The sequence below is a fragment of the Pyxidicoccus fallax genome (assembly GCF_012933655.1).
Classification (GTDB): domain Bacteria; phylum Myxococcota; class Myxococcia; order Myxococcales; family Myxococcaceae; genus Myxococcus; species Myxococcus fallax.
On record NZ_JABBJJ010000038.1, the window covers coordinates 26,942 to 41,949 of the forward strand.

Below are 15,008 nucleotides of genomic sequence, written 5' to 3' on the forward strand. Positions count from 1 at the left end.
TGAGGCTAGTGGCGGTGGCCGCCGTGCTTGCGGGAGGGCGCGGGGGCGGGGGCACGCACCGGCTCGGGCTCGTGCTCTTCCTCCTCCTCGTGGTGGTCCTCGTCCTCGTGCTCCTCGGGGATGGGCTGGGTGAACTTCTGTCCCGCCACCTCCAGGGTGAAGGCCTTGCACGTGGGAGGGACGTCGAACTCGAGCACCGCCGGCAGCCGGCCCTCGTACGACTTCAGGACCTTGCCCTGCTCGTCGTAGATGGTGCCGCCCGCCGCGACGGTCATCGTCTCGTCCACCAGCACCGCCACCAGCTCCGCCATCTCTTCCATGCGGTGGGTGATGCGGTGGCACCACAGGTGGCCCACGCCCGGGTACTTCTCGTGGGAGATCTCCTCCATCTGCTCCTCATCCACCTGGTCGCCCACGCCGACGAGCACGAAGTTCATCCGGGGCAGGCGGCCGGCCGCGATTTCCTTCGCCACCTGGGTGGCGTAGGCGCGCACGTCGTTGCCGTCGGACAGCTGCGAGTCGGTGATGATGACCGCGAGGCCCCGGCGCGCGCCGTGCTGCACCTGCTGCTTCATGTGGGCCACGAAGTCGCGCAGCACCGGCAGCATCACCGTGGCCTTGCCGTAGAAGCGCGGCCCCGGGAAGCGGAAGTCCTTCGCCTGCACGGCGGTGAGGTCCCCCACCTGCTCCAGCTGGCTGCCGTCGCCCGTGGCCCAGTAGGCCACGCGCACCACGCCGTCCCGGTCCTTGGAGGCGAGGTACTCCAGCATCCACCGCATCTCCGGTTCGACCTGGTTCTTCACGGGTGCCAGCTTCGCCAGCACGCCGCGAGGCCCGTACTCGTCCTCCATGCTCGCCGAGCCGTCCATGTAGAGGGCCACGTCCAGCCCCTCCACCGTCGGGTCATGCAGCAGCGTGGCGACGACCTTGTTCCCCATCCGGTGCACGTCCGAGAACGGACGCACGATGACTTCGTGGCCGGCCATCAGTGGTGGTCCTCGTCCTCGTCGTGGTGGTCCTCGTCCGGCAGCGGCTGGGTGTAGCGCTGGCCGTTCACCTCCAGGGTGAAGCTCTCGGCGCCCTCGGGCACGTCGAACTCCAGCACCGCCGGGAGGCGGCCCTCGTAGGTCTTCAGGACCTTGCCCTTGTCGTCGTAGATGGTGCCGCCGGCGGCGACCGTCATGTTCTCGTCCACCAGCACGGCCACCAGCTCCGCCACCTGGGTGATTTCCTTGGCGATGCGGTGGCACCACAGGTGACCCACACCCGGGTACTCGGCGTGGGCGATGCGCTCGAGCTGCTCCTCGTCGATGCCGTCACCGACGCCCACGAGGACGAAGTTGAGGCGCGGCAGCTTCCCGGCGGCGATCTCCTTCGCCACCTGGGCGGAGAACTTCTCCACCTCCTCGGCGTCGTGGAGCTGGCCGTCGGTGACGATGACCGCGCAGCCGCGGCGGGCGCCCTGCGGCACCTGCTCCTTGAGGTAGCGCACGTAGTCCTTCAGCGCGGGGGCCAGGAACGTGTGGTTGCCGAGCTTCTTGGCGCCGGGGAACTTGTACTGCTTCACGTCCACGCCCTTCAGCTCGCCCACCACCTCCACGTCGCGGCCGGAGATGCCGCAGGCCCAGTAGGCCACGCGGAGCTGACCGTTGCGGTCCTTGGTGGCCAGGTACTCGAGCATCCACTGCACCTGGGGCTCCACCTGGTTGGCGGGGTCCTTCAGGGGCGCGCCGCGAATCCACTCCAGGAAGCTGCGCGAGGGGCGCTCATACTTGTACTCATCCTGCATGCTGCCCGACGCATCCATGTAGATGGCGACGTCCAGGCCCTCGACGGTGGGGTCGTGCAGCAGCACCGCGCGCACCTTCCCCTCCTCGACGTGGAGGTCCGAAAACGGCTCTACCGGCTTCTCGTGTCCCATGGTGTCGTTGTTCCCCCTGCGTATTGGAGGGCGACGCTATCGCCCCGCTGGCAGGAGCCGCAACGGCGGGTCACTCAATCCTCGAAGTCGCTCATCCAGTCCGGCTTCTTCGCGGGAGACGCGGAGGAGCCCGAGGGGGACGGCTTCGACGCGGGCGCTTCACGCCGAGTGCTCGCTGGGGGAGCGGCCGGGGCAGCGCCGAAGTCCGCCATCCAGTCGGGACGGCCCGGCTTCGCGGGCGTGGAAGGCGGAGTGAAGGCGGGCTTCGTCCGCGTGAGCTTCGGCTGCGGAGCGCCCGGATGGGACGCGGCGTGCGCGTTCAGGAAGTCCTTCATCCACTCGTCCGGCCGCGGAGGCTTCGGCGGCGCGCGAGGGGGCAGGGGACGCGGCGTCACGGGCGCGGCCACGGCGGGGATGCCGGGGCTGGTGGGAACGGGCGCGCTGCCGCCGGGGCGCACGCGCGCGCGGAGCACGCGCTCCGACTCCGAGGGCCAGCCGGGGAGGGCGGAGAGCGCGGCGCGCGCCACCTCGAGGAACCCGGGAGCGCCGGCCTCGGTGGGCACCTTCACCTTCTCCGCGCGAAGCCACTCCGCCATGCGGGTGAGGAGGCCCGGGTGGTTGCGCCGGAGGATGGCCACGTCGCCCTTCACCTCGTAGCCGCGCATCTCCAGGTCGGCGATGGCCATGGCACGGCTGGGGACGGGCAGTTCCATGCGCGCCAGGGCCGCCGGGCCGCCGTTGGCGTGGGCGTCCTCCTGCAATTGCGTGAGCACGTCATGGAGGATGCGCGCCACCATGGGGCCGTTGGAGGCGTTGCTCACCTGCAGCTCGGGCGGCACCGCGGGCCAGGCGAGCACGAGCCCCCGGCCTTCCGCGAGGCGCTCGGAGCGGTCGCCGGGCAAGAGCGCGTGGTAGCCGCGCGGCGCGGCGGGGCTCTCGGGCGTCTGCACGTAGTGGAAGGCCTCGGCCGCGCCATGCACCAGCCCGGACAGCACGTCCCCGCGCGTCACCGTGAGCTGCCCCGGCACGCGCATGGGCGCGTCTCCCGGCCACGGGCCGGACAGGTGGCCATAGAGGTACACCGGGTCGTTGAAGCCCTCCGCGTCCGAGGGGTGCTCCACCAGCTCCACGGCGAAGAAGTACAGCTCCGCGGCGGCGATGCGCCGGGGCGTGCGGCCGGAGGCGACCTCGTGGTGCGTGAGCTGGGCCCGCGTCTCGACGGGGAGCAGGTCCCGCTGGCTGGCGGGCACCACGTGCACGTTGCCCACCGCGTCGAGGCCGACAATCCACTCCTGCTCCAGGAGGTGTCGGGCGTCGAGGTGGAACACATCCACCACGTGCGCTATCGCGGAGGCGTCCGACGGGACGGGCTCGGCCGCGCTGGCGGCGTGGGGGACGAAGTAGCGGGGATGGCTCACGGCGGAGGGAGAAGGCTGACCCAACCGCGCGAGGCAATCAAGGGCACTCGGGGGCGGCTTGGAAAGAGTACGGGCCGGGAGGAGCGTCGCAGGGAGACGTTCCGCCCGGCCCGCGAAGGCCGACGCCGGGAGGGGCGCGGGGGCTACTGGTCGTCGCAGGGCGTGCCCAGGCGGACGCCCTCGTACACGCCGAGGTCGTTGTAGATGAGCGGCAGGTTCTCCGTGACGGGCACCTGGCGCAGCTCGAACGACTTCTTGTTGTTCTCAATCCACACGGAGGTCTTCTCCTCGTCGAGCACCAGCCGGAGCTCGCCCTTCTTGGTGGAGAAGATCTCACCCTTGGAGTCGGAGACGACGTTGGTCATCTTCTGCTGCTTGAGGGTGCCGCGCGGGCCGATGAAGACGCGGTAGCTCTTCTGGTCGGCCTCGTGGAAGCCGCGGTCCACGAAGTAGTAGTTGCCCTTGGTGTCACGCAGCAGCGCGTGGGGCACGTACTTCTGCGGGCTGGGCTGGTACGTGGCCTTGCGCAGCATCTCCGCCGCCTCCGCGCCGTCCACCAGCGTGAGGGGCGTCTCCTTCTCGCCGCAGCGCAGCTTGCAGGTGTGCTCCTTGGTGTCCAGGAGCACCGCGGAGATGACGCGGTAGTCCAGGCCCCGGAAGTTGGGGTTGGAGTCCTTGTTGAAGAAGCGCGGCTCCAGGAAGGAGTTGCCCGAGGCGTACCGCCCGGGGCTGGGCACGCGGACGAAGGCCTTCCCGTCGCCGTAGTACAGGCGCTTGTCGTTGGAGTCCTCCTCCGCGGCCAGCACCACGTAGTGGCCCTTGCCGTCGGTGCAGACGGAGGTGGCCTCCATCAGCATCTTCTGGCCGAGGTTCTCCTCCTTGCCCCAGGGGGGCTGGACGGGGTCGGGGTCGGCGGCCAGGGAGGCACCACACACGAGAGACAGCGCAACCGCGGTGAATCGCTTGAAGTTCATCTGGGTGGGGCTCCGGCTACAGGTTCGTCTTGAAGAACCGGGTGGCGAACGTCTCCTGGTTGGAGGCGTCCTTGTGGGTCATCCAGATGACCCGGTCCGCCTCCAGCTTCGGCTCCTGGCCGTCGCCGAACCGGCAGCTCACCTGCTTCACCTTCTCGCGCACGGTCTGCTTCGCGATGTTGGAGACGGCGCACAGCCCCTTCAGCGCGCTGAGCGGGGGCTCGCAGTAGCTGGAGATGCTCAGCTCCTTGAGGTGGTCGTCGGTGACGCTGCTCCAGTCGATGGACGCCGCCACGGAGGTGCCGCAGGCGGTGTTCATCTCGTGGAGCACCTCGGCGTAGGCCTTGTCGTGACGCGCCGCCTCGCCCTTGCGGTCGAACGCCATCAGCTTCGCCAGCGTGCCGTCCTTCTGGAGCTTCTGGTACTGCGAGTAGACCTCGTCGGCCTTGAGCGACTGCGTCTTCTTCTCGTCGTAGGTGAGACGGATGGCCTGCTGGCGGCCGGGCACGTACAGCTCATAGCGCTGGTCGCGCACGTGCAGGGCCGTGTAGCCGCGGCCGTGCCACTGCGTCTTGTAGTTGAGCTGCGTGGTGCTGCTGGTGCTCCAGTCGTTCAGCTCGTAGGGGAAGACCAGCCCGTCGAACTCGGAGCCGGTGCCACGCACGCGGATGATGAACTTCTTGTCCGTCCGGGGCGTGAGGGGGACGACCGCGACCTCCTCGCCCTCCGTTCCCGAGTACACCTTGCCCGCCTCCACGGGGGCCCCGGCCAGGGCGGGAGCGGCTCCCAGCGCGACCGCCGCGACAATCACTGCGACCATGGTTCTCAAGCGAATCACCTCGTACCGCCGATGAGGGCCCCCCTTCGCGAAAGGCCCGTGTGTCAGAACTCGATGTCGTGCTTCTGGCAGAACTTCTTGACCCGGGCCTTCTCCGAGCCGGCGACCTTCGGCCACTCGGCCCTGGCGCCGCCCAGGTCGTTGCTCTGACAGTAGGCGCGCGTGAGCAGGGAGTACGCCGCCTTGGACAGCCCCGCGCGCTGGCTGCTCTTGGCGAGCTCGACGGCCCTCCTGGCATCGCCAGCGGCCAGGGCGCGCTCGCCCTCGGCCAGCAGCTCCCGCACGCGCTCGGACAGCTCCTCACGCGGCTCCGGGCGCGTCGGGGTGGTACGAGGCGGGGTCGGCTTGTCGGGAGTGGTGGTGGCCACGGTGGGGGTGTTGGTAGCACCCGGCTCCGACGTGGCCCGAGGCGTGCCGGTGTCGGCGGGCGGCTGCGCCTCCGTGCCGGTGCCGGCGTTGGCCGGAGGCTGGACGGCGGCCGTCTGGGTGCCGGAGTTGGCCGGGGGCTGCACGGCGGCGAGGCCGCTGCCGGAGTTGGGCGAGGGCTGCTGCACCGCCGTCGTCTGGGTTCCGCCCGCTGGCGCGGTGGACGGGGCCTCGGGACGGTTCAGCATCCACACCACGCCACCGCCCGCGACGAAGAGCGCCACGGCCGCGGCGGCGAACAGCGGTCCCCGGCCCTTCGCGGGCGCTGGCTGCGCCGCCTGGGCGGGGGGCATGGCCACGGGCTGAACGGGAACTCCCGCGACGGAGGCTCCGGCCACCGGAGGCGGGAAGGCACCGGACTGTCCGGACGCGGCGCCCTGCTGGGGCATGGCCTGTGCCGGCGGCGTCACCGCGGTGATGGGCTGGGGCGGGCGCTCCGGCGGGAGGGCGGCGACCTGCTTGGAGATGAGCGTGGGCTCCAGTCCCGGCGGATCCATCAGCGGCGCGCCCATGCGGCCCGTGCCGCCATTCGCGAAGGGCTCGGGCTGCACCGCGCCCATGCGGCCCGTGCCGCCGTTGGCGAAGGGCTCGGGCTGCACCGCGCCCATGTGGCCCGTGTTCGGAGCGACCTTGACGCTGCCCGGCGCAATCGTGGCGTCGAAGCCCTCGTCGGTCGCGCTGTCGGGCAGGGCGATGCCGGAGACGGGGCGGGCGATGCCGGAGACGGGACGGGCGCTCGGCGTGGGCGTGGGACGCGGGACGGGCTGGGCCCCGGACTGCGGCGAGAGCGTGTGCAGCGGGCTGCCCGTCAGCGCCTCCACGAAGGAGGTCACGTCGGGGAAGCGGTCCTCGGCGCGCTTGGAGAGCGCCCGCTCCACCGCGGCGATGGCCTGCGCGGGGGCCTCCGGGCAGAGCGGGGCCAGCGGATCCGCCGGCTCGTACACGACGCGGAAGATCATCTGCGCCAGCGTGCCCATGCCGAAGACGGGCTTGCCGGTCATCATCTCGTAGACGATGCACCCGAGCGCGAAGATGTCCGTCCGCGCGTCGATCTCCCGGTTCTTGCCCATCGCCTGCTCGGGCGACATGTACTGCGGCGTGCCGATGATGGTGGCTTCCTGCGTCTGCAGCGTCTGCGAGGTGAGGACCTTGGAGATGCCGAAGTCGAGCAGCTTCACGCGCTGGCCCACCACCCCGCCGGAGTCGGTGGGCACCAGGAACACGTTGGCCGGCTTGAGGTCGCGGTGGACGATGCCCGCCCCGTGCGCCGCCTGAAGCGCCGAGCCCATCTGCCGCGTGTAGGAGAACACCTCGTCCAGCGGAATCCGCCCGCGCTCCAGCCGGGACTGGAGGCTCTCGCCGCGCAGGAACTCCAGCACCAGGAACGGGGTGCCGTCCTCCAGGGTGTCGTAGTCGAGCACCTCGACGATGTTGGGGTGCCCCAGCCGGGAGGCGATCTCCGCCTCGCGGCGGAAGCGGGTGAAGATCTCCTGCGTCACCTGGTCTCCGCCACGGAGCACCTTGACCGCCACCTGCTTGCCGGGGAGCCGCAGGTGCTGGGCCAGGTACACCGCGCCCATGCCTCCCCGTCCCAGCACGGAGACAATCTTGTAGGTGTTACGCAAGACGGTGTCGGTACGGAGGTCACCGTCGGAGGGTCGGGTCATGGGGTCGGGGCTCGTGGGTGTCGCGACTGCTCGGTTGTCCCCATTCCATCCTCCCACCCCACCTACATGCAACCCTCCTGATGTCGTACAGCACCCACTCCCGGGGACTCCGGCGGGGTCGGGGTGGGTTGATTCCGGTGGAACCCGGCGGGGCGGGGGCGCGTCAACCACCTGATTTCCCGACCCGGAAACGCGGCTGGCGCCGGGAAGTGCTGGAGGGTTTCCGCCAGCCTGCTAAGGAAGCGGACGTATGCCGACGGCCAAGCCCACGGACACGCTCGAGGTGCGGGTCCGCCGCATCCACCGCCGTGACCTCAACCGGACGTGGGAGTTCCTCAAGCTGGTCTTCCGCGACGTCAATCGCGAGACGGTGGAGTACCAGCGGCCCCGCTCCAAGCGGCGCTTCATGGAGGTCTACACCTCCGAGTGGATAGAGCAGCTCCTCTACGAGGTGGACGGGGAGATTGTCGGCTACTCGGAGTGCGCCTTCGAGGCCACCGGGGACGACAACTGGGTCAACCCGCGCTGGTTCGAGAAGCGGGGCATGAGGCCGCTCTTCGTGGAGGAGCTGGCCGTGCACCCGGACTACCAGGGGCGCGGGGTGGGCAGCTTCATGATGGATCAGCTCCAGCACCTGGCCCGCACCCGGGGCTGCACCCACCTGGTGCTGGAGGTGGCGGAGAACAACGAGGCCGCCCTGGCGTGGTACCGGGCGCGCAACTTCTACAAGCTCGATGCCGCCATCTTCATGGCGCAGAAGGTGCCCGGCGAGCCGGACCTGCTGCCGCCCCGGCGCCTCAAGCGCAAGCTGAAGGTGGCCCCGGAGGTGGCGGGCAGCCCCAACAACGGCCCCATGCCGGAGGCCGCTCCGGCCCGCGCGGGTGGGCGCAAGGGCCGGGCGGCGACGAAGAAGGGCGGCTGACGGCTCAGGGAGTCGGTGCCGCGGGCGCCAGGGTGCGGGTGAAGAAGCGCTCGGCCTCGGTGGCCAGCTCGCGGTGGAGCTTCTCGCGGTCCACCCCGGGGGCGTCCATGCAGAGCTGCTGGGCCTGCTCCTTCCCCTCCGGCGTGCAGGGGGCCATGAACACGAAGTGCCCCGCGCGCGGGACGAGCGTGTACTCGGGCGGCTTTGGCAGCGAGGCCTTCACGTGGGCCGCGTGGTCCGCCAGCGCGAGCACCTCGTCCTTCGCCGCGGCGTAGAGGCGCACGGGGACCTTCACGTCCTTCATGCCGGCCTTGTCGAAGAAGACGCCGACGGGGGCCATGGAGAAGATGGAGCGGATGCGCGGCTCGGCGGTGTCCTTCTTCAGTTCGGGCCGCGTGACGCGGACCTTCGCCAGCTCGGTACAGATGTAGGCCTGCTTGCGCGTCTTGCAGTGCTTCTCCAGCCGGTCGAAGTCCGGCACCGCGCCGCCCAGCAGCAGCACCGTGTAGCCACCGGCGGAGAACCCCAGGGCGCCGACCCGGGCCGGGTCGACGGAGGCGCCCACCGTCCCGTCCGCCAGCACCGCGTCGAGCAGCGCCCGCATCTGCACCGCGCGCCCGAGCCACACCGCGTCCGTGCCCGCGGCGCTCATGTCCCGGAAGTTGTCGCCCGGGTGGTCGAGCGTCGCGACGACGAAGCCCTTGCGCGCGAGCGCGGTGGCCAGGTCGTGGTGCCCCCAGCGGTTGCCGCCATGGCCGTGGGAGACGACCACCAGCGGGTAGCGGCCGGGGGCGAGTTCCTGCTCCCGGCCCGCGTCGACGCGGTACAGCCCCACGGGGAGTGGCTGGTTGGCTTGCGACGCCGGGTAGAAGACGAGGCCGCCCATGGGGCCGCCGCCGACGGGGTCCTTCATCGCCAGCTCGCGGAAGCCCACGCCCTGGGCGTCCGCGAGGGCCGTGGTGCCCAGCAGGAGGGCGAGGAGGGTGATGGCTCGGTGGATGTGCATACACCTCCATCACGTGTGGAGGGCCGATTGATTGCAAGGCCCGGCCTCCTGAAGACCCGTCAATCCGGTTCGGAGGAGGCCAACTCCGAGGGAAGCGGCGCGGACAAGAACCTCATCCCCCTGCCGGGAAGCCGAACGACCTGGAACCCCTTCCCGGCGATCTTGACGCGTTCACCGTGAATGCCCGTTCCGCTGGCGAGCCAGGCGTCGGCTTCCTCCCGTGTCGCGAACTCGTGGGAGACCTTGATCTGGAACGAGGGGTCGAAGAACTCCTGATAGTACCTGCGGAAATCGTCCAGCTTCCCGGCGTGGCGGACATAGAGCAGCGAGATGGCCGCGAGCTGGATGGCGCCTCGTTCCTTGGAGTCCTCTGGCTGGGTCTTGCTGACGGACTCCAAGGTGGAGAGGACTGCTTCCACATCGAAGTCAGGAATGTAGGTCATGTCGCACCAGGGCTCGTGGGGCTGCTCACAGGGGGGCCAGAAGCAGGGCGCCACCCGCGCCTATCACGACGGCGAAGGCAATGCCGGCCACAACGACGACGGTTCCAAGAGCCACCTCGGACTTGTGCGCATGCGCATCAGGCCGGCAGCGGCACGGAGGTGCCCGGGGGCGCCGCGTCCGGCGTGGCCGTGCTCGCGGCGGCGACAGCGGGAGGCGCCACGGGCGCGGGGGCCACGGGCACCTCGCCCACCGTCTCGCCGTGCTGGCTGAGGTCGAGCCCCTCCTCCTCCTGGGCCGCGGTGACGCGCAGCGGGACGATGCGGTCCACCAGCTTGTAGAGCAGGTACGAGCCCACGAAGGAGAAGACGGACACCAGCCCCAGCGCCAGCATGTGCATCAGGAAGGTGCGCGTCTCGCCGTGGAGGAGGCCCACGTCCTTGGCCAGCACGCCCGTGAGCACCATGCCCACCACGCCGCCCAGGCCGTGGCAGGGGAAGACGTCCAACGTGTCGTCGATGGCCGTGCGGCTCTTGAAGTGCGCCGCCGCGTTGCTCACGAAGCTGGCCACCAGGCCCACCAGGATGCTCTGGCCCACCGTGATGAAGCCCGCCGCTGGAGTCACCGCGACGAGGCCCACCACCGCGCCGATGCAGGCGCCCATGGCGCTCGGCTTGCGGCCGCGCAGCCAGTCGAAGGCCATCCACCCCAGCATCGCCGCCGCCGAGGCCGTGTTGGTGGTGGCGAACGCCAGCGCCGCCAGCGACGAGGCCGACAGCGCCGAGCCCGCGTTGAAGCCGAACCAGCCGAACCACAACATGCCCGTGCCCAGCATCACGAAGGGGATGTTCGCCGGCGTGTGCGTGGCGTTCTCCCGGTGCACCGTCCGGCGCCCCAGCACCAGCGCGCCCGCCAGCGCCGCGAAGCCCGCCGACATGTGCACCACCGTGCCACCCGCGAAGTCCAGCACCCCCCACTTGCGCAGGAAGCCCTCCGGGTGCCACGTCCAGTGCGCCAGCGGCGCGTAGATGACCAGCGTGAAGAGCACCATGAAGAGCACGTACGCCTTGAAGCGCACGCGCTCGGCGAACGCGCCGGTGATGAGCGCCGGGGTGATGATGGCGAACTTGAGCTGGAAGAGCGCGAACAGCAGCAGGGGAATGGTGGGCGCCAGGTCCGGGTGTGTCTCGCCACCCACGCCGCTGAACATGAAGAAGGTGCGCGGGTCGCCGATGAGTCCGTGGAAGCTGTCACCGAAGCTCAGGCTGAAGGCCACCACCACCCACAGCAGGCTGATGACCGCCATGGCGATGAAGCTCTGCAGCAGCGTGGACACCACGTTCTTCAGCCGCACCATGCCGCCGTAGAAGAACGAGAGGCCCGGCGTCATCAGCAGCACCAGCGCCGTCGCGGTGAGCATCCACGCGGTGTCCGCGCCGTTGATGGGCCCGCCCTGCTTCACCTGCGCCGCCGGGTTCACCAGCAGTCCCGCCACACCTACACCCACCAGAAGGGCCACCGCCAACCACTTCTTCATTGCGCCTCCCCACGGAAGACTGACGCAATGCAGTGTGGATCGGCCTTGGAGTAATTTCAATGCCGTCTATACTTAATCGGGGCTCCGGAAGGATAAGTTCGTCCTGATTTGAGCTTCCGGTGTGCTGTTCTGTCGGTTGGAAGTGCCTGGTACGCCCAGCCGGCCGTCCCCTGGCGAGGCAGCCGGGCGCCCGCTTCCGGAGGGCCGGCGCTACTTCACCTGGATCTTCCCATCCTTGATGTCGAGGTCCTCGCCGCCTTTGAGGACCACCTTGCCCGCATCCGTCTGCACGGTGCAGGGGCCGGAGCCCTGGATGGTGACGGAGGCCGTCTGGCTGCGGCCGAAGGTGACGCTCGTCTTCACGCCGCTGCACACCGCCGCCCACGTGTAGTCGCGCGAGTCGCGGTTGTAGTAGCGCACGGTGACGGCCGCCCACGCGGCCGACGACGCGAGCAGCGAGGCGACCAGTGTGAGCGCCGAGAGCTTCGTCTTCATGGCTTCGTTCCCCCTGAGTTGGAAGTGCTGTTGCTGTTGCCGTGGATACACGCGGACGTCATGACATGGGAAGTCATACGCCGCATCCCTGACATCCGGCCGGGTAGGGCGCCACCAGCCGTTGCGGTTTTCCACGACTCCGCGCGGAGTCCTTCGCGTGCGTACCAACTTCACGGCGGACCCAAGCACGGCACCGCTCCTGGTGACGGTGGAATTGGACGCGGAGAGCTTCGCGCGGCTGGACGGCCTGCGCCGCCGCTACTTCCCAGCCGAGCGCAACTTCATCCCCGCCCACGTCTCGCTGTTCCACCACCTGCCGCCCACCGAGCGAGACACCGTCGAGCGTGCCCTCGCCGGAGCCGCCGCGCGTCCCGCGCCAGTGCTGCGCTTCGGGAGGCTGCGCCGGCTGGGACGGGGCATGGCCACGGACGTGGAGGCGCCGGAGCTGGCCTCCGTGCACCGCGAGCTGGCCGCGGCCTTCGCTCCCTGGCTCACGCCCCAGGACCGCCAGCCCTTCCGGCCGCACGTCACGCTGATGAACAAGGCCACCCCCGACGAGGCCGAGCGCGCCTTCGCCGAGCTGGGCGCGTCGTGGATGCACTGGGATGGACGTGGCGAGGCGCTACTGCTGTGGAGGTACCTCGGCGGCCCGTGGGCGCTGCTGGCCCGGCTCCCCTTCGGCGCGTGATGGCGCGGTCCTTCAGGAGAGGGACGGGGCGGCGTCCGGCGGAGCGAGGAGCCGGCTCGCGGGGAGCGTGCGCTCCAGCTCCTCGGGGTGGAGGCGGAACCAGCGGGCGATGAGCATCACCTCCTGCGCCTCGTGCGCGCGCAGGCCGAGCGTCTCCGGCTCCGGGCGCTCGAAGACGGCGCGGGCCCGGGCCTCCAGCGCGTCGCGCTCGCTGGTGGTGGCGGGCGCGGGCAGCTCGTCCCGCACGCTGCCCCGGCGCACCACGTAGGCGCGGTCCTCGCCGCCGTGTCCGGGCACCGTGTACACGAAGGAGAGCTGCTTCAAGAGCTGGCCCAGCTCGACAATCCAGCCGCGCATCTGCTCCAGCCGCTCCGCCCTGTCCCGCAGCTCCGCCGCGTACTCGAACTGGAGGCGCCGCGCCGCCTGGCCCATCCGCTCGCGCAGCAGCAGCAGCGGCGTGTCGGACGTGCCCTCCAGGAAGCCGCGGGCCTGCGTGACGCGGGCGTGGTACTCCGCATGCGTGCAGCCGCCCGCGCACGGTGCGAGGCAGCGCGACAGCTGGCCGCGCATGCACAAGGGCTCCTGCTTCACCGGGAAGAGCTGGAACTGGTCCGCCAGCCGCATCGGCGTGTCCGACGCGCAGTCTCGCAGCTCCAGCAAGTCACTCACCGCGCGCACCACCTCCGTCACGGAGGCGCGGCCGTGGAAGGGGCCGTAGTAGTCGCCGCTCTCGCCGTTGGCGCGGGCGACGACGCGCAGCCGGGGCACGGGCTCGCGCGTGAGATGGATGAAGCAGTGGCCCCGGTCGCGCTTGTGCTCCACGTTGTAGAGCGGCCGGTGGGACTTGATGAGCCGGAACTCGTGCAGCAGGGCGGCGAACTCGCTCGCGGTGTACTCCCAGTCGATGCGGTGCGCGTGGGAGATGATTTCGGCGGCCTTCTCTCCGTCGTCCGCGCGGAAGTACGAGAGCAGCCGCGTGCGCACCCGCACGGACTTGCCCACGTAGAGCAGCTCGCCCGAGGGCCCCAGCATCCGGTAGACCCCGGGGCGGTTCTCGGCGTGCTCGCGGACGTGCGCGAGGAGGGATGCGACGCGGGAGTCCATGCGCGGCGGAAAGGGCGGCACCGAGGGGATTCGGAGCCGGACGCTCCACCGTACACCGGGACGGTGCGCCCGGGCGGAGTGCGTCCGGCGGGCTCTGGTGCCCGGCCGGAGGGCGGGCGGCCCGTCGCGAACGACCTCGAGGGGACCTGGGCGTCATCGGCTCGCGGGCATCCGAGGTACCAGAAGCGCGCGGCCGGCCGTGCCCGGCGGCAAACCTTCAGCGACCCCCGGTTTGTGAAGTTTCGTGAGGTGACTTGCCTCACTCAGTTAACGGCGTTAAGTGAAGGGGCGCCGTTAACACCCGTCCCCGGTGCTCGCGCTCGTGCGCCTGGGGATTCGTCTGCTCGCGCGAGCCGATGCGCGAGAAGGAGCCGTCCTCATGGTCCGCGTCCCTTCGCCGGCCCTCTCCGCCGCCGTGCTGAGCGGCCTCGCCGTGCTGTTCATGGGCGTTCTGTTGTCGGGCTGCTCGGGGCAGGCCTCCGCGGCCTCTCCGAGCGCCGTCTCCGGAGACACGCCGGTGCGGGTGCGGCTGGCGCCCGTGGTGGTCGAGGAGGTGACCCGCCCCATCCGCGCCAGCGGCGCGTTGGCCGGCAAGCAGGAGGTGCGGCTGTCCACCAAGGTGGGGGGCGTGGTCCAGACGGTGGCCATCGACGAGGGCCAGAAGGCGCGGCGCGGCCAGGTGCTGGCGGCGTTGGATTTGTCGGAGATTGGCCCGCAGGTGGCGCAGGCCCGCGAGGCACGGGAGAAGGCGGCGAGGGACCTGGAGCGCGTGAAGAAGCTTCACGCGGACCAGGTGGCCACGCTGGCCCAGCTCCAGGACGCCACCACCGGCTACGAGGTGGCGGACGCCGCGTGGCGGGCGGCCTCGTTCAACCAGCGGCAGGCCACCGTCGTCGCGCCGTCCGACGGACGCATCCTCAAGCGCATGGTGGAGCCCGGTGAAGTCGTGTCCCCGGGGCAGCCCCTCTTCCTCTTCGCGAGCACCGAGGGGGGCTGGGTGGTGCGCGTGGGGCTCGCGGACCGGGACGTGGTGCGCGTGAAGGAGGGAGACGCGGCCGAGGTGACGCTCGATGCGTACCCTGGCCGCGCCTTCCGCGCCCGGGTCAGCGAGGTGGCCAGCGCCGCCACGCCGGGCGTGGGGACCGCCGAGGTGGAGCTCGCGCTGGAGCTGGGGCGGCCCGGGGGCGACGGGCAGGGCGGGAGCGAGGCGCCGCCCCGGCTGCTATCGGGACTCTCCGCGAAGGCCGTGGTGACGCCCTCCGAGCGGCAGTCCGTACGGCTCGTTCCCGTGGAGGCCCTGCTGGAGGGCGACGGCGAGGTGGCCAGCGTCTTCACCCTCGCGGAGGACGGACGCACCGCGCGGCGGCAGCGGGTCCGGGTGGCCTTCCTCTCCGCCGGGGACGGACGCGCGGCGCTCTCCGAGGGCCCCGGAGCGGGCGCGCGCGTCATCACCGAGGGCGTGGCGTTCCTGCGCGATGGCCAGTCGGTGACGGTGGTGGAGGCCTCCTCCGGGGGCGCCACGTCCCGCCGCTGAGTCTCCTCCCGTTCCTTCCTCCTTCCCCCGAGGCGCG

General features: G+C 70.8%; 14 protein-coding genes. 3 read left to right on the top strand and 11 right to left on the bottom strand.

What is annotated here, in order from left to right; all coding sequences use genetic code 11:
- Positions 1-5: 5 nt before the first annotated feature.
- The 6 genes from HG543_RS11035 to HG543_RS11060 form a co-directional block, all read right to left on the bottom strand.
- A complete protein-coding gene (locus tag HG543_RS11035) occupies positions 6-986 on the bottom strand; it encodes a vWA domain-containing protein (protein WP_169344677.1) in 981 nt (326 codons plus the stop codon).
- A complete protein-coding gene (locus HG543_RS11040; protein ID WP_169344678.1) occupies positions 986-1,921 on the bottom strand; it encodes a vWA domain-containing protein in 936 nt (311 codons plus the stop codon). The genes HG543_RS11035 and HG543_RS11040 overlap by 1 nt, the downstream gene beginning before the upstream one ends.
- Positions 1,922-1,995: 74 nt before the next feature.
- Entirely contained in the window at positions 1,996-3,363 is a 1,368-nt protein-coding gene (locus HG543_RS11045; protein ID WP_211193854.1) for a hypothetical protein, read from the bottom strand.
- 119 nt (positions 3,364-3,482) lie between these two features.
- The gene (locus HG543_RS11050; protein WP_169344679.1) at positions 3,483-4,313 is read right to left on the bottom strand and encodes a hypothetical protein; all 831 of its coding nucleotides are present in this window, start codon (positions 4,311-4,313) and stop codon (positions 3,483-3,485) included.
- A gap of 16 nt (positions 4,314-4,329) precedes the next feature.
- Positions 4,330-5,133: a hypothetical protein gene (locus tag HG543_RS11055; RefSeq protein WP_246356917.1), complete on the bottom strand. Its 804-nt coding sequence runs from the start codon at positions 5,131-5,133 to the stop codon at positions 4,330-4,332.
- A gap of 62 nt (positions 5,134-5,195) precedes the next feature.
- Entirely contained in the window at positions 5,196-7,244 is a 2,049-nt protein-coding gene (locus tag HG543_RS11060) for a serine/threonine-protein kinase (protein WP_169344681.1), read from the bottom strand.
- A 250-nt stretch (positions 7,245-7,494) separates the two neighbouring features.
- On the opposite strand from HG543_RS11060, the gene HG543_RS11065 reads away from it, so the two are divergent.
- The gene (locus tag HG543_RS11065; RefSeq protein ID WP_169344682.1) at positions 7,495-8,166 is read left to right on the top strand and encodes a GNAT family N-acetyltransferase; all 672 of its coding nucleotides are present in this window, start codon (positions 7,495-7,497) and stop codon (positions 8,164-8,166) included.
- A gap of 4 nt (positions 8,167-8,170) precedes the next feature.
- Here HG543_RS11065 and HG543_RS11070 read toward each other — a convergent pair whose 3' ends face one another.
- The 4 genes from HG543_RS11070 to HG543_RS11085 all read right to left on the bottom strand — a co-directional run bounded on the left by HG543_RS11070 (position 8,171) and on the right by HG543_RS11085 (position 11,645).
- On the bottom strand, positions 8,171-9,172 hold the full coding sequence (locus tag HG543_RS11070) for an alpha/beta hydrolase family protein (protein ID WP_169344683.1): 1,002 nt from the start codon (positions 9,170-9,172) through the stop codon (positions 8,171-8,173).
- A gap of 59 nt (positions 9,173-9,231) precedes the next feature.
- Positions 9,232-9,615: a hypothetical protein gene (locus HG543_RS11075; protein WP_169344684.1), complete on the bottom strand. Its 384-nt coding sequence runs from the start codon at positions 9,613-9,615 to the stop codon at positions 9,232-9,234.
- A 137-nt stretch (positions 9,616-9,752) separates the two neighbouring features.
- On the bottom strand, positions 9,753-11,150 hold the full coding sequence (locus HG543_RS11080; RefSeq protein ID WP_169344685.1) for an ammonium transporter: 1,398 nt from the start codon (positions 11,148-11,150) through the stop codon (positions 9,753-9,755).
- 210 nt (positions 11,151-11,360) lie between these two features.
- A complete protein-coding gene (locus HG543_RS11085; RefSeq protein WP_169344686.1) occupies positions 11,361-11,645 on the bottom strand; it encodes a hypothetical protein in 285 nt (94 codons plus the stop codon).
- A 157-nt stretch (positions 11,646-11,802) separates the two neighbouring features.
- On the opposite strand from HG543_RS11085, the gene HG543_RS11090 reads away from it, so the two are divergent.
- Positions 11,803-12,333 carry a 2'-5' RNA ligase family protein gene (locus HG543_RS11090; protein ID WP_169344687.1) on the top strand — a complete coding sequence of 177 codons (531 nt, stop codon included), beginning with the start codon at positions 11,803-11,805 and terminating at the stop codon, positions 12,331-12,333.
- Between the two features lie 12 nt (positions 12,334-12,345).
- On the opposite strand, the gene HG543_RS11095 is transcribed toward HG543_RS11090, so the two are convergent.
- Positions 12,346-13,437, bottom strand: a complete 1,092-nt coding sequence (locus HG543_RS11095; protein WP_169344688.1) for a UvrB/UvrC motif-containing protein — start codon at positions 13,435-13,437, stop codon at positions 12,346-12,348.
- Positions 13,438-13,816: 379 nt separating this feature from the next.
- On the opposite strand from HG543_RS11095, the gene HG543_RS11100 reads away from it, so the two are divergent.
- A complete protein-coding gene (locus HG543_RS11100; protein WP_169344689.1) occupies positions 13,817-14,971 on the top strand; it encodes an efflux RND transporter periplasmic adaptor subunit in 1,155 nt (384 codons plus the stop codon).
- Positions 14,972-15,008 lie beyond the last annotated feature (37 nt).